Here is a 13,445-nt window from a genome sequence, read left to right as displayed (position 1 = left end):
GCAGGTACAGCGCGCCAACATTGCCAAGGAGATTACTGCCGGCTGGGCGGAGCGGGTGCTTCGGGACTGGCAGGCTTCGTTCCGGTGTTTCAGACAAACTTCCTGATGTTCATCATAACCCCCAAATGGAGCGCTTCGTGGTAATTGTTAAACTGTATGGCATCCGTTAGCGAGGCTACGTAAAAGCCCGTGCCTGTCATCCGTTCTTTGTAGGTAACGAACTTTCCGGCGTAGTAATCTGCTTTTGTTTGCGCTACCAAAGAGATCAAAAGCTCCTTTAGCTCCGCCACCTCTTCCTGCGAGGTAGCGGCAGTGGGTCTTGTGCCCGGCTTGTACAGCTCAAACAGCGCATCAGGCACATACCCCGGCAAGCCGGAAGACTTGTACACCAGGGCTTGCTGCGCCACAATGATGTGACCTATGTTCCAGATCAGGTTGTTACTGAACCCCTCCGGCACCTTGTTGAGTTGCTCTAAAGTATACTTGCTTAGAAAGTCCAGGTATAAGTTTCTGCTGGTTTCCCAAATCTTGAAGGCTGATTCCATTTGGTTGATGTTTGATGGAGGTGTGGTTAATGTTTCTTGGCTAAGCTGAGGCATCAACTTAAGTCTGCGCTTTATTTCCTGAATGTGATTCTTTCGCTACTCCTAACAAGATATTACTTCGGGTTGTAAAGTAAAGCTTAACTCTGTCTCCGATTCCAAAACTATTATATTCATCTTCTTCCACACATACTCTTCGCTTATCTATAACTAAAAAGCACTCGATAAGCTTTGGTTGTGAGCAGGAATCAGCACCAGGATTACCATGCCACCCCCAGTTGGTATTTGTAGATTTATCTGTTACTTGCCCAGAGTATATTCTTTTTGAATCGCTTCTCAAGTCCTTTAGGTAGTCGCTGATTGCATGAAACAAGAAGGCTGCAAATCCAGAGACAGCGGTTAGAAGCAAAACAGTGACTGCTGCACCCTTTTCGACTGGAAGATTATCTTTCTTTTGAACAAAGATGATAGCAGCAGCGATTAGAACAGACAAGATAATTCCGTTAGCTAAATAGCTTACTACAACTTGCCTCATTTCAAGCTTTACTCTGCGCTTATCAGCACCACTTAATTTTTCTATTCTATCATTTTTTATGACAGATAACGTCTCTGCTATAAGGTGGCATAGCTAACTTATAGGTTTTGTTGGGAGATGTGATTCTTTTATTTACTTCTAATCATTAAATCTCCAGAGTCTTCGAACTCCATCCTCGTTGGAAAGCACTAAAGAATCTTCGTCCGCTTTTATTACTCTTGCCTTAAAGAAGGGAATATTATCTTCCATATAGATTAGAGTGTCATTTCTGAATTCGTATTTCAGATATTCATATGAGTCTACAAATAATATTGAATCTTCATCGATTCTAAAGCTTGCGTTTTCAGTTTCTCCTGAAGTCCATATACCTTTTATATCTTCTTTGGTAAATAAAGGCTGGGCACCCGAATGTTGTGATTCAACTGCTGGAGAAGAAGTGTTAGCATGAGGTTGAGCAACGGATTCTTTCTCGCTCTCTTTCACACTACAGCTTATCAAAAGCAACACTAAGAAAACAGTGTATATGTTCTTCATTAATTAATTCTTATACCTCCCAACTAGCTGCTAAACGTAACAACCCACGCTTCTCCTACCAAATATAGCAGATAACAGCAACTCACCAAGTCAACAAAGTCTCCCGCCCCACAAACTACCCCTCCTTTGCCAACTATCCCTCCGCAAAGCGCTATATTTGCAGCAGAACCAGACACTCGCAGGAGCTGCGCGCACCGCGAGGTCTTTGTAAAGAAGTATAAATTTGAAGTTACTCTACGACATCGGCCTGAAGGCTTACAGTACGGCCATTGCCCTGGCGGCCCCTTTTAACGAGAAGGCGAAGCTGATGCGGCAGGGGCGCGAGGGGCAGTTCGAAAAGCTGCAGCAGGCCCTGCAGCAGAACCAGGCGCCGCTGGTGTGGTTCCACTGTGCCTCGCTGGGCGAGTTTGAGCAGGGGCGACCGGTGATAGAGGCCTTTCGGGAGACATTCCCAACGTACAAGGTACTGCTGACCTTCTTTTCTCCTTCCGGCTACGAGGTGCGCAAAAACTACGCGGGTGCCGACTATATCTTCTACCTGCCGCTGGACAGCGCCTCCAACGCCAAGCGGTTTCTGGACATCACCAGACCGAAGCTGGCGGTGTTCGTGAAGTATGAGTTCTGGCATTATTACCTGCAGGAGCTACAGCAGCGAAGTATACCGGTGCTTTCCATCTCTGCTATTTTCCGGCAGGAGCAGGTGTTCTTTAAGCCCTACGGCGATTTTTACCGTCGCATTCTGCGCCGCTTCACCCACATCTACACCCAAAACCAAACCTCGCTGGAGCTGCTGCACCGTATACACATCAGCAACGCAAGTATAGCCGGCGACACCCGCTTCGATAGGGTGCTGCAGACGGCCGCTTCGGTGAAGACCATACCCTTGGTAGAGGCTTTTGCGGCCGGGCAGGAGGTGTTTATGGTGGGCAGCAGCTGGCCTGCGGATGTAGAAGCGCTGCTGCCGCTGATCCAGAAGTATAAAGCAGGTATAAAGTTCATCATCGCGCCGCACGAAGTAAATGAGGCAAGTATAAGCACCGTGATGCAGGCTCTGGGCAAAGGAGCCGTGCGCTTCTCCCAAACCTCTGCGGCAGACGCGGCCAGGTACCAGGTGCTGGTGATCGACAACATCGGCATGCTCTCCTCGCTCTACAGCTACGGCACCTACGCCTACATTGGCGGGGCCTTCGGCAAGGGGCTGCATAATACACTAGAAGCCGCCGTGTTTGGGCTGCCGCTGTTCTTCGGGCCGAAGTATGACAAGTTTCAGGAGGCAAAGGACCTGGTAGCGTTGGAATGTGCCTTTCCGGTGCAAAACGCGGAGGAGCTGCTGCAGGCTTTCGGGCGGGTGCACGCAACACCGGGGCTGCGGCAAAGTATAACTCACAAAGAAAAAGATTACGTACAAAAGCAGGCTGGCGCCACGGCTACCATCATGGCCGATGTGAAACAGCTGCTGAAATAGACCGGATGAAAGGAGTAGTAGTAAAATCGACGGGGTCGTGGTACCTGGTGCGCGACGAGGAAGGCAATTTGCACCGGGCTCGCCTGCGCGGTAAGTTTAAGATAAAGGGCCTGAAGGTGAGCAACCCGCTGGCCGTGGGCGACCGCGTGGAATTTGAAGTGGAGCAGACGGGCGAGGACACAGCCGTGATCTTCAAGATCGAAGACCGGGAGAACTACATTATCCGCCAGAGCACGCACAAAACCGCCTACTCCCACATTATTGCCGCCAACTTAGACCAGGCCCTGCTCATTGTAACGCTGGTGTCGCCGCGCACCTCCTTTGGCTTTATAGACCGCTTTTTGGTAACAGCGGAGGCCTATGACATACCGGCAACGCTTATCTTCAACAAAACAGACCTCTACGACGAGGACGTGATGGACTACCAGCGCCAGATCAGCCACATGTACGGGCAGATCGGCTACCCGAGCCTGGCGGTATCGGCCAAGACCAACGAGGGCGTTGAGGAAATGCGCGCGCTGCTGCAAGGCAAAACCACGCTCCTCTCCGGCCACTCCGGTGTGGGGAAGTCGACCCTCATCAACCTGCTGGTGCCGGACCTAGCGCTCAAAACCTCCGAAATCTCTGACTTCTCCGACAAAGGCGTACACACCACCACCTTTGCCGAGATGTTTGAGGTGGACCAGGACACGTTCATCATCGACACCCCCGGCATTAAAGAACTGGGCATTGTGGATATCCCGGCGGCGCAGCTGGGCCACTACTTCCCGGAGATGCGCGAGCGCATGAACCAGTGCCGCTTTAACAACTGCACCCACTTTAACGAACCGGGCTGCGCTGTGATAGAGGCTGTGCGCCACAACGATATTTCCCTGAGCCGCTACGAAAGCTACCTGAGCATGCTGCACGGCGGCGACAACCGGAAGTAAGGCTAAGATACTTTTTCAGATAAAACAGGAGAGGCGCAACATGTTGCGCCTCTCCTGTTTTATCTCTGCCAGCTGCCCTCTGCGCGGCTGCCGCACACACTGTGCCTGCCCCTGTGTATGCCGCCCGCGGTAAGGCGCTCAGTTTAACCAATCCCCACCTGCACCGTTACATGATTTTATACTTCTTGAAACCTAACCATCAGATACCATGAAACTTGACAACGCCAATATCCTGATCACAGGCGGCACGCTGGGCATCGGGCATGCCACGGCCAAGCTGCTCATAGAGAAGGGCGCCAACGTAGCCATTACGGGCCGCGACGAGAAACGCACCCACAAAGCCGCTCGCGACATAGGGGCCATGCCCATCACCGCCGACGTCGCCAACCCCTACGATGTAAAGCGCACCTTTAAGACCTTTATGGACGAGTACGGCCGGCTGGATGCACTCATTAACAACGCCGGCGTCGGCACGCGAAAGCTGGTCGAGGAGCTGACGGTGGAGGACTTTCAGGAGGTGTACAGCGTGAACGTGTTCGGGGCCGCCATGATGGCCGCGCGGGCAGCAGAGATCTTCAAAAAGCAAAAGCACGGCAACATCATCAACATCGGCTCCACGGCGGCGCTGAACGGCTACGCGGGCGGCTCCGTTTACGCCTCCTCCAAGGCCGCGCTGCGTAGCATGACGCAGAGTTGGCAGGCCGAGCTGCGCAAGTACAATGTGCGCGTAATGCTGATCAACCCAAGCGAGGTAACCACGGCCTTCGGGCAGCAGGACCGCCGGGAGCGCGATAGCGAGCCGAACAAACTGCGGGGCGAGGAGATTGCCTGGGCCATCAAGAGCGCGCTGCAAATGGACAGCCGCGGCTTTATACCGGAGCACTCCGTCTGGGCCACCAACCCTTTCTAAGCTCCCGCGGTGGGCACAAAAAAAGGCAGGCACTGTACAGCGCCTGCCTTTTTTGCATAGCCGCTTTGGCGGCAGTCTATTTCTTCGTGATCAATACTTTGCCAATCACATGAATCACCCCGTTCTCGCTCTCCACGTTAGGCTGCAGTACTTCGGCGCCGTTAATCATCACCTTCTCTCCCTTCTTGGATACCTTCAGCTGCTCTCCTCCTACCGTTTTAAGGGTGGCGCCGTCCTTTAGCTCGCTTACCGTTAGCCTGCCGGCCACCACGTGGTTGTTCAGGATCTCCTTCAGGCGGGCTTTGTTCTCAGGCTGCATCAGCTCTTCCAGCACCCCATCCGGCAAGGCCTCAAAGGCATCGTTCTCTGGCGCAAACACGGTGTAAGGGCCGGTCGCGTTTAAGGCATCCACCAGCTCCGCCCTGCGGAGTGCAGCGGCCAGCGTGCTCAGCTCATAGTTGGAGGTGATGTTCTCCACCACCAGCTGGGTCGGCATCATTTCATGTCCACCTATATCCGGGTCCGTAGCAGTCAACTCCACCTCTTCGGTTCCTCCTTCTGCCTCTCCTTCACCGGCTTGCCGGCCAGGAGTAGTTGGGTTCGTCATTTTGGCGTCTGTCTGCGCCCCCGGGTTTGGCTTGGTTTCTTCCTGTAGTTCGTTTTCAGCGTTGTCAGGCCCGGTGCCGCAACTTACGAGTGCTACACTAAAGCACATCGCCAGGGCATAGGCCATTATCTTCATTTTTTTCATAGTTTGATTTGTTGTGCTATCCTACATAACTAAACAGGCCCGCCACGCCAGCCAAACAGCCGGAGCAAAGCGTGCCTTATTGCTCTCTTAAACTATAATTTACGTACTTTTGTTATCTATATTGATTTTTAAGCTAAACTGTACCCACAATGAGAACTGCAGACATCCATACTGCCAAAGGCGTAATGAAAGTGGAGTTTTATGAGAAAGACGCTCCTAAAACCGTAGATAACTTTATAAAGCTGGCAAAAGAGGGCTTCTACGACGGCCTGACTTTCCACCGTGTCATTCCTGACTTCGTTATCCAGGGTGGTTGCCCTAACACCCGCGAGGGTGCCAAAGGCGCTCCGGGCACCGGTGGCCCCGGCTACAAAATCGACTGCGAGCTGACAGGTGAGAACCAGTACCACGACCGCGGTGTGCTGAGCATGGCGCATGCCGGCCGCAACACAGGTGGTTCGCAGTTCTTTATCTGCCACAGCCGCAAAAACACAGCCCACCTGGACCGCAACCACACCGTTTTCGGTAAAGTAGTGGAAGGCGAGGACGTGATCGACCAGATCAAAGCCAACGACCGCATCGAAAAGATTGTAGTGAACGAGGCTTAAGCAACCGCGCTACCGTTTTTTTATATCACAAAAGCCAGCCACACGGTGTGTAGCTGGCTTTTGCTTTTCAGGCATCTACAGATGGCTTAGCACAAAGGCTACCAGAAAGCCCAGCACCGTGATCAGCCCCGTCATGTTATGTGCCTGCTCAAACGCTTCGGGTATCATGGTGTCGGAAACCATGGCCAGTATGGCACCGGCAGCCAACGCGGTGGTAGCGGCAATAACATCATCGGGCAAACCACTAAACACAGTATAGCCCGCCAGCGAGGCAAAGCCCAGTATAAGCGCTATACTTCCCCAGACACCGAAGATGTAAGCCTTAGACCTGCCGGCGTTCTTCATGCCCACCGCACTTGATAAACCTTCCGGAACGTTAGACAGGCAAACCGCGATGAGTGCGACCATACTTACAGCGCCTCCGGCAATCATGCTAATGCCTATCACCATAGCCTCTGGTATGCCATCAATCAGAGAGCCAATGGCAAGGGCCATACCGCTGCCGCTTTCTTCCGACTCCGACGGCTGCTGTTTTCCTGAGCGCTTGCGGTGTTTGGCCCCCTGCTTTGCCAGTACCCAGTTGGCAAACGTGTAGATAGCCGCACCTGCCAGAAAACCGACCACGGTCGCATCAAAGCCACCGCGTTCGTAGGCCTCCCCCATCAACTCAAAGCTTAAGGCCGACACCAGCACACCACTGCCAAAAGCCATGATACCTGCCACTACACGCTGCTTTATCGGCACAAAACAACCTGTAACCGCACCCACTACTAAGGCTAAACCTGCCAATAATCCGTATAACCCTGCCTGTAGCCAAAGTGGTATCATGCTGTATGTGTGTTGTAACGGTGATAGATGCTGACTTGTACGGTTACCCGGGCTGGTAGTTAGCTGCAGGAGAAACAGCCCAAACATGAATTATGCTGCTAAAAATAGAATATTTAAAACAGTTTACCGGATACAAGCCTAATTATGCTTAAATTTACCTAACAACTGTTCGGCACCTATAAAGGGGATATCTGCTTTGCCTGCCCCGGCTTTGGGAGGTGCCAGGTTTATGTGTATCATCTTAATATACTGTTAGAGAGGGACAAGTACTCGTGCTTGCCTCCGCCGCTACTACTGCGTATGAAGAAACTCGCTTTACACTGGCAAATTCTGATCGGCATGGCCCTGGGCGTGCTATGGGGAATGCTGGCCAGCTACCTCGGCCTCGTTGAATTCACCTCAGACTGGGTGAAGCCCTTCGGCACCATCTTTATTAACCTGCTTAAGCTGATTGCCGTGCCGCTGGTGCTGGTGTCGCTCATTACCGGGGTCTCCAGCCTCAGCGATGTGAGCCGCCTCTCGCGCATCGGCTCCAAGACCATCGGCATTTACCTCATGACCACGGTGGTGGCCGTGGTGCTGGGCCTGGTGCTGGTGAATGTGTTTGAGCCGGGCAAGGCCTTCTCGCCGGAGAAGCGCGAGGAGTTTAAGGAGCAGTTCGCCTCCACTACGGTTGAAAAATCTTCGGACGCGGCAGCTGTGGAACAGCAAGGGCCATTGCAGCCCCTCATCGATATTGTGCCGAGCAACATTTTTGGCTCCCTTACCACCAACAGCGCCATGCTGCAGGTTATCTTCTTTGCCCTGCTCTTCGGCGTTGCCCTCATCATGATTCCCGCTGACAAGGCCCAGCCCGTCAACGACTTCTTCGAAGGCGTGAACCTGGTCATACTCCAGATCGTGGACCTGATTATGGCCACGGCCCCTTATGGCGTGTTTGCGCTGCTGGCGGGGCTGGTGGTGGAGTTTGCCGGCGACGACCCGGGCGCCGCCGTAGAGCTGCTGCTGGTGCTGGGCTACTACTGCATTGTAGTGATTGTGGGCCTGGCCTTGATGATCTTCGTGGTGTACCCGCTACTGGTGACAACGGTAGGCAAAACAAAGTATAAATCGTTTTTCAAAGGCATTTTCCCGGCGCAGATGCTGGCTTTCTCCACCTCCTCCAGCGCCGCGACGCTGCCGGTAACCATGGAGTGCGCCGAGCAGAACCTGGGCATCAACAAAGAGATCACCAGCTTCGTCCTGCCGCTGGGCGCTACCATTAACATGGACGGCACAAGCCTTTACCAGGCCGTGGCCGCTGTGTTCATCGCGCAGGCTTACGGCATTCAGCTGGACATCATGGCCCAGCTCGGCATTGTCATGACGGCGACCCTGGCCTCTATCGGGGCCGCGGCCGTGCCCGGAGCAGGCATTGTGATGCTCGTGATCGTACTGCAGCAGGCAGGCATCCCGATCGAGGGCATTGCCCTGATACTTGCCCCGGACCGGATTCTGGACATGCTGCGCACGACCGTGAACGTAACCGGCGATGCCACCGTGTCAATGATGGTGGCCCGCACCGAGGGCCAGCTGCACCCGCCTAAAGAGACAACAGCAGTATAGCATATAAGAACGCCCCCAGCGCAAAGGCCCAGTAGCGGCTTTTGCGCTCCTCGGGCAACTCTTCCTTCAGCACGTTAAGTATAACGCCCCCTCCCACGAAAGACAGCACCAGCACCACCAGCGTGTGCGATACCGTTACCAGGTAGCCTGTGCCCCACCCTGCTACCAGCGCCAGCACTAAAAGCCAGCGGCCATACTTCCGGTAGCGGTCATGGTGATGCTCCTGCAAACCGAAGTCGTTCACGACAAAATGCAGCGCCATGGCGATTGAAAACAGCACCAGTTGCTGCAGCGGCCCCTCCTCCCGGGTAAAGAGAATGTAGCCGATCAGGGCGTTGTAGATGGCAAAGGAGGCCATGTGCACCCAGAAAAGGCCGGGAGGCGGCTTGTTATCGACTTTCTTCTCTTTCTGCTCCTCTTTAGCGGACACCATTTTCCGCTCCAGCCCATAAAACACGCTCAGCCCAATCAGGGCCATAATGTAGACGTGGTGCCGCAGAAAACCCTCCCCGACAAAGGCCTCCTCCACGTGCTCCTGCCCCTCGCTTAGCTCCGGGAACAGGTGCAGAAACACGTAGGCTACCGACACACCGCCGGCTACCGACAGCCACACGCTACGCGGCACCCCCGCCAGAAACCGTAGGCGGGTGCCAAAGAAATGGATAAGTGCCAGCACCAACACCGGCCAGATAGATACATGATGCTCCATAGGCAAGGGTACTATCCTTTTCAGCTTAGGGTTATCCAAGGCCCCCTTTTACGCCCGCCCTGGCCTGGGGAGGCTTCCGCAGCAGGTACTGCCTCCGGCACTCACTCCAAACTCAGGGCAGGCTAAATTTTTCGAGCACGCACCCACTTTGTATCACTATATCTTCTTATATTTATACTACCAAGCAGCAGCAGGCGAGATCCGGCAACTGCCCGTGTGTGAACGACAAGAGAGGCGGCATAGCCACGCAGCCGGATGCTGTTGCTGCACATCAGAATAAAAGCATTTGTTTACGATTGTGCGGCGGGCCAGCAACCACCTTACATCAGACAGCTTTAGCAAAATGACCTGTGAAAAACACCTTCCTTCTTTTCGCCGCCTTACTGGCTTTAAACTCATGTGATACCCCTAACCAAGAAACAATGGACTCCGAAAACGTAAAGCTGGTAAACCAGTACTTTGAGCACTTCAACAACCATGATTGGGAGAAGATGGCGGACATGTACACAGAAACCGCAGAGTTTAAAGACCCCTCCCTGGGCCCGGGGATCGTAAGGCAGACACGGGCACAGACGGCTCAGAAGTACAGCGAGCTAAACGGGGTGTTCCCGGATTTGCAGGACAGGGTGGTACAGCTGTACCCTTCAGGGGAGAAACACGTGGTTGTGGAGTTCGTATCGAGCGGCACTGCACCGGATGGCTCAGCCTTTGAGCTGCCCATCTGTACCATTTTCACTGTGGAGAACGGAAAGATCACGAAAGACTTTACCTACTACGACAACTTTGAGGAGTAATAGAAATAAGCACACGCACCTGTCCCACTCCGGTAGAAACACAGCTCTGCCAGTGGGCAGGCGGTTGCGCGCCACGCTATCCCATCCATAAATTTACCCCATAACCACATGAAACAGCTTATCCTCCTGCTCACTTTTACGCTCCTCTCCACCTACGGCTTTTGCCAGGGCAAGTACTTCTTTGGTGCAGGGGCAGGCGCTGTCTTCACGACAGACAACGGGCTCCCTGCCAAAGCCGGAGCCAGCTTCAGCAACAAGGCAGGGGTTGTTTTTCCGGCCCAGCTGGGGGTGTACATCAGCGAGAAGAGCAGGGTACGCCTGGAACTGACAAGTATGAAACTGCGCTCTGAGCTCGACTACGGTTACAGCACCTTGCACCCCGACCCTTTGATACCCAGCCAAACAGAAGTAACCGTTAAAGCACAGGGGGTACACCTTAACTATGACCACCGCGTAGCCGGCACAGGAAAGCTGGAGGTGTTTGCCGCTGCAGGCGCTCGCGCCTTGTTTGCCAGCAGTAAAAAGGAAGAAACCACCTACGGAGACGGCCGCAGCGAAAAGACCTCGCTGCTGGTCCGTGACTACTGCCAAAACGTGTTTGGAGTGGGGGCAGGTGCTGTAGCCAAGTACAACCACACTCCCCACCTCGCCATTACCCTCACCCCGGACTACATGTATTACTTCGGCAGCTTTAACAAAGGCGGCGGTAAGCACCTGCAGCTTCTGCAACTCTCCCTCGGCGTTGAGTGCCGGCTGTAACGCAGGCAGTGTAGCTTTCAGGTGTTTCCGTTTGGTAAAGAATGTACAGGTTTTTCACGCAGGAGGCCTTCGCCACAGCGCCCCTTCATGCACAGGACAAGTTAAACCTCTGTGGCTACTGACGCTGTAAAGCTTATCGAGTGCAACATTTGAGCAAACACAAGGCTTTTAGAGCAGATAAGGCAGCTCCCGGGCAATGGGTTTCACAGAGAGTTTGGGGAAGCTTTCCGACCATACGGCTCACCTTGCTTCACCTGCTGGCGTCTGGCTGGACCTGGCTGCACCGCTGAAAAGGAATCCCTTATGTAGCGCCTCCTGCTGACTGGCCAACCGATTACAGCCCAATAGGGCAGGAATGTACCTGCCAGTGTATACGCTAGTACACACGCTTGCCAAGTATAGCGTTTATACCTGGCAAAGGGCCGCCGTTTACCGTATGGGTTACACGTATAAAAGCAAAACCACAGGCCTGGAGGAAGAGCGTTGAGCACCGGCCGGGCATAGGTAGCACACATAACCACTGCACCCATGGACTACAGAAGTTTTAAGGCAAGCCTGCAGCACGATGCTCCCCCACCGGAGACCTCAGTGTACCTGCAGGCGCTGTGGCACGAGGCAAAAGGAAACTGGGACCAAGCACACGCCACGGTCCAGGACCTCCCCGACCAAACCGCCGCCTGGATACACGCCTACCTGCACCGCCAGGAGGGCGACACGTGGAACGCCGACTACTGGTACCGCAGAGCCGGCAAACACAGACCAGCCCTTACGCTGCAAGAGGAATGGGAGCAAATCGCAAGAGAACTACTTGGCAGGTAAAAGAAAAAGGCAGGAGTATTAACAACTCCTGCCTTTTCTAAAGTATAACTCGAGACGCAGCACTCGATTAATAGTCTTCATCCTCCTCATCACCGAAGCTGGGCATGGTAAACATCCCGCTGAGCAGGTCTTTGAACTGAAGGCCTGTGCTGAGGCGGTTTTTACTGAGCTGGCTGTGCTCGGCCAGGCCGTGCAGGGCAAACTCCATCATAAACAGCTTTTCGTCGCCTTTGGCATCGGGCTGTTGCTTCTCTACCAGCTCTGCCAACCCCGGCACACGTTGCAGGGCCTTTTTATAGTCTCCGCTGGCGGCATCGTTCAGGATATCGATGGCGTTTCCGTCGCCGAACCAGTCGGTGATCTTCTTGTACGGGTTGCCCTGCTTTAACTTCTTGGCCTTGTCCGGGTCCGGGAAGTAATGCAGGAACTGCGTGCGGATGGCTTTGCCCATCAACACCTGCGCCACATGCCCGGCTCCCTCCTGCTCTCCTTCATACACTAGCTCTACCTTACCTGTTACTGCAGGTATGGTGTTGAGAAAGTCTGCTATCCGCACGTAAGTTTGGCGCTCGCCATTCAGCAAGGCACGGCGCTCGGCCGCACTCAGCAGGTTTTCGTAGGCAGAGATCGTTAAACGGGCCGACACGCCGCTCTTTGCGTCCACATACTCGCTTTCGCGCGCCTCAAAGGCCACCTGCTCTATCAGGTCGCCGATGATGTCGTTGGTCTGCACCAGCTCCCCTTGCCCGGCCTTTACCTTTGCCTCCTGCTGTGTAATCTTCTTGCCCGTCTCAATCGATTTAGGGTAGTGGGTGATGATCTGGGAGTCAATCCTGTCTTTAAGCGGCGTTACGATGGAGCCACGGTTGGTATAATCCTCCGGGTTGGCCGTGAACACAAATTGGATATCCAGGGGCATGCGTACTTTAAAGCCGCGGATCTGGATATCGCCCTCCTGCAGAATGTTGAACAGCGCCACCTGTATGCGCGCCTGCAGGTCGGGCAGCTCGTTGATCACAAAAATGCCGCGGTGCGAGCGCGGGATCAGGCCGAAGTGAATCACGCGCTCATCGGAATACGGCAGCTTGAGGGTAGCCGCCTTTATCGGGTCGGCATCGCCGATCAGGTCCGCCACCGACACATCGGGCGTGGCCAGCTTTTCGGTGTAGCGCTCGGAGCGGTGCATCCACCCGATAGGCGTATCGTCGCCGTGCTCCTGCACCATGTCTTTGGCAAAGCGCGAGAGCGGGTGCAGCGGGTCGTCGTTCAGCTCGGAGCCCTGCACCACGGGGATATACTCGTCCAGCAGGTCTATCATCTGGCGGGCAATACGCGTTTTGGCCTGCCCGCGCAGGCCCAGCAGGTTTACGTGGTGCATCGAAAGTATGGCCCGCTGCATATCCGGAATCACCGTTTCCTCATAGCCCCAGATGCCGGGGAATATCTCCTCCTTGTTCTGCAGCTTTTTGATGAGGTTGCGGCGCAGCTCCTGCTTTACGCTCTCCGGTTCATAGCCAGCGGCTTTTAACTGGCCTAGGGTTTTTATCTGTTGTAGTTTCTCAGCCGGAATTTCTCTGTAGTTCATGTATCAGTTCTCATTTACCGGTTAGCGTGTAACCGACATTCGTGAAAGTATAAATTTGGTAACCTGCCTGCA

The 13,445-nt window shown here is 54.1% G+C and carries 15 protein-coding genes; 8 read left to right on the top strand and 7 right to left on the bottom strand.

Annotation, left to right across the window (positions count from 1 at the left end; all coding sequences use genetic code 11):
* Nucleotides 1–89 precede the first annotated feature (89 nt).
* From CA264_RS00375 to CA264_RS00365, 3 genes are all read right to left on the bottom strand, one after another.
* Nucleotides 90–545, bottom strand: coding sequence for a DinB family protein (locus tag CA264_RS00375; RefSeq protein ID WP_025609422.1), 456 nt, complete (start codon nucleotides 543–545; stop codon nucleotides 90–92).
* 58 nt (nucleotides 546–603) lie between these two features.
* A complete protein-coding gene (locus CA264_RS00370; protein ID WP_025609420.1) occupies nucleotides 604–1,077 on the bottom strand; it encodes a hypothetical protein in 474 nt (157 codons plus the stop codon).
* 138 nt (nucleotides 1,078–1,215) lie between these two features.
* Nucleotides 1,216–1,611, bottom strand: a complete 396-nt coding sequence (locus CA264_RS00365) for a hypothetical protein (RefSeq protein ID WP_025609419.1) — start codon at nucleotides 1,609–1,611, stop codon at nucleotides 1,216–1,218.
* 223 nt (nucleotides 1,612–1,834) lie between these two features.
* Here CA264_RS00365 and CA264_RS00360 point away from each other — a divergent pair, with 223 nt between their 5' ends.
* From CA264_RS00360 to CA264_RS00350, 3 genes are all read left to right on the top strand, one after another.
* A complete protein-coding gene (locus CA264_RS00360) occupies nucleotides 1,835–3,076 on the top strand; it encodes a 3-deoxy-D-manno-octulosonic acid transferase (RefSeq protein WP_025609418.1) in 1,242 nt (413 codons plus the stop codon).
* 5 nt (nucleotides 3,077–3,081) lie between these two features.
* Complete coding sequence (rsgA, locus tag CA264_RS00355) at nucleotides 3,082–4,005, top strand: ribosome small subunit-dependent GTPase A (RefSeq protein ID WP_025609417.1); 924 nt, start codon at nucleotides 3,082–3,084, stop codon at nucleotides 4,003–4,005.
* Nucleotides 4,006–4,213: 208 nt separating this feature from the next.
* Nucleotides 4,214–4,915 carry an SDR family oxidoreductase gene (locus CA264_RS00350; protein WP_025609416.1) on the top strand — a complete coding sequence of 234 codons (702 nt, stop codon included), beginning with the start codon at nucleotides 4,214–4,216 and terminating at the stop codon, nucleotides 4,913–4,915.
* Nucleotides 4,916–4,991: 76 nt separating this feature from the next.
* Here CA264_RS00350 and CA264_RS00345 read toward each other — a convergent pair whose 3' ends face one another.
* Nucleotides 4,992–5,666 (bottom strand): fasciclin domain-containing protein, encoded by a 675-nt coding sequence (locus CA264_RS00345; protein ID WP_025609415.1) that lies wholly within the window; start codon nucleotides 5,664–5,666, stop codon nucleotides 4,992–4,994.
* A gap of 149 nt (nucleotides 5,667–5,815) precedes the next feature.
* Between CA264_RS00345 and CA264_RS00340 the strand changes: the two genes are divergently transcribed.
* Nucleotides 5,816–6,274, top strand: coding sequence for a peptidylprolyl isomerase (locus tag CA264_RS00340; RefSeq protein ID WP_025609414.1), 459 nt, complete (start codon nucleotides 5,816–5,818; stop codon nucleotides 6,272–6,274).
* Nucleotides 6,275–6,349: 75 nt separating this feature from the next.
* On the opposite strand, the gene CA264_RS00335 is transcribed toward CA264_RS00340, so the two are convergent.
* Nucleotides 6,350–7,102 (bottom strand): ZIP family metal transporter, encoded by a 753-nt coding sequence (locus tag CA264_RS00335; RefSeq protein WP_211233419.1) that lies wholly within the window; start codon nucleotides 7,100–7,102, stop codon nucleotides 6,350–6,352.
* A gap of 300 nt (nucleotides 7,103–7,402) precedes the next feature.
* Between CA264_RS00335 and CA264_RS00330 the strand changes: the two genes are divergently transcribed.
* Nucleotides 7,403–8,707, top strand: coding sequence for a dicarboxylate/amino acid:cation symporter (locus CA264_RS00330; RefSeq protein ID WP_025609412.1), 1,305 nt, complete (start codon nucleotides 7,403–7,405; stop codon nucleotides 8,705–8,707).
* Here the strand turns inward: CA264_RS00330 and CA264_RS00325 are convergent.
* Entirely contained in the window at nucleotides 8,685–9,416 is a 732-nt protein-coding gene (locus CA264_RS00325) for a hypothetical protein (RefSeq protein ID WP_025609411.1), read from the bottom strand. The genes CA264_RS00330 and CA264_RS00325 overlap by 23 nt on opposite strands.
* A 422-nt stretch (nucleotides 9,417–9,838) precedes the next feature.
* On the opposite strand from CA264_RS00325, the gene CA264_RS00320 reads away from it, so the two are divergent.
* The 3 genes from CA264_RS00320 to CA264_RS00310 all read left to right on the top strand — a co-directional run bounded on the left by CA264_RS00320 (nucleotide 9,839) and on the right by CA264_RS00310 (nucleotide 11,788).
* Entirely contained in the window at nucleotides 9,839–10,210 is a 372-nt protein-coding gene (locus tag CA264_RS00320; protein WP_025609410.1) for a nuclear transport factor 2 family protein, read from the top strand.
* A 108-nt stretch (nucleotides 10,211–10,318) separates the two neighbouring features.
* Complete coding sequence (locus CA264_RS00315; protein ID WP_025609409.1) at nucleotides 10,319–10,969, top strand: hypothetical protein; 651 nt, start codon at nucleotides 10,319–10,321, stop codon at nucleotides 10,967–10,969.
* Between the two features lie 528 nt (nucleotides 10,970–11,497).
* A complete protein-coding gene (locus CA264_RS00310; protein WP_025609407.1) occupies nucleotides 11,498–11,788 on the top strand; it encodes a hypothetical protein in 291 nt (96 codons plus the stop codon).
* Nucleotides 11,789–11,855: 67 nt separating this feature from the next.
* On the opposite strand, the gene CA264_RS00305 is transcribed toward CA264_RS00310, so the two are convergent.
* Nucleotides 11,856–13,373 (bottom strand): sigma 54-interacting transcriptional regulator, encoded by a 1,518-nt coding sequence (locus CA264_RS00305; protein ID WP_025609406.1) that lies wholly within the window; start codon nucleotides 13,371–13,373, stop codon nucleotides 11,856–11,858.
* Nucleotides 13,374–13,445 lie beyond the last annotated feature (72 nt).

Source organism: Pontibacter actiniarum, from assembly GCF_003585765.1.
In the GTDB taxonomy this organism is placed as follows: domain Bacteria; phylum Bacteroidota; class Bacteroidia; order Cytophagales; family Hymenobacteraceae; genus Pontibacter; species Pontibacter actiniarum.
This window is presented reverse-complemented; position numbering and strand designations above follow the sequence as displayed.

Coding starts and splice junctions, on each gene's coding strand:
- CA264_RS00375 (WP_025609422.1), bottom strand. CDS start 545: ATGGAATCAGCCTTCAAGATTTGGGAAACCAGCAGAAACTTATACCTG.
- CA264_RS00370 (WP_025609420.1), bottom strand. CDS start 1,077: ATGAGGCAAGTTGTAGTAAGCTATTTAGCTAACGGAATTATCTTGTCT.
- CA264_RS00365 (WP_025609419.1), bottom strand. CDS start 1,611: ATGAAGAACATATACACTGTTTTCTTAGTGTTGCTTTTGATAAGCTGT.
- rsgA (WP_025609417.1), top strand. CDS start 3,082: ATGAAAGGAGTAGTAGTAAAATCGACGGGGTCGTGGTACCTGGTGCGC.
- CA264_RS00350 (WP_025609416.1), top strand. CDS start 4,214: ATGAAACTTGACAACGCCAATATCCTGATCACAGGCGGCACGCTGGGC.
- CA264_RS00345 (WP_025609415.1), bottom strand. CDS start 5,666: ATGAAAAAAATGAAGATAATGGCCTATGCCCTGGCGATGTGCTTTAGT.
- CA264_RS00340 (WP_025609414.1), top strand. CDS start 5,816: ATGAGAACTGCAGACATCCATACTGCCAAAGGCGTAATGAAAGTGGAG.
- CA264_RS00335 (WP_211233419.1), bottom strand. CDS start 7,102: ATGATACCACTTTGGCTACAGGCAGGGTTATACGGATTATTGGCAGGT.
- CA264_RS00330 (WP_025609412.1), top strand. CDS start 7,403: ATGAAGAAACTCGCTTTACACTGGCAAATTCTGATCGGCATGGCCCTG.
- CA264_RS00325 (WP_025609411.1), bottom strand. CDS start 9,416: ATGGAGCATCATGTATCTATCTGGCCGGTGTTGGTGCTGGCACTTATC.
- CA264_RS00320 (WP_025609410.1), top strand. CDS start 9,839: ATGGACTCCGAAAACGTAAAGCTGGTAAACCAGTACTTTGAGCACTTC.
- CA264_RS00315 (WP_025609409.1), top strand. CDS start 10,319: ATGAAACAGCTTATCCTCCTGCTCACTTTTACGCTCCTCTCCACCTAC.
- CA264_RS00310 (WP_025609407.1), top strand. CDS start 11,498: ATGGACTACAGAAGTTTTAAGGCAAGCCTGCAGCACGATGCTCCCCCA.
- CA264_RS00305 (WP_025609406.1), bottom strand. CDS start 13,373: ATGAACTACAGAGAAATTCCGGCTGAGAAACTACAACAGATAAAAACC.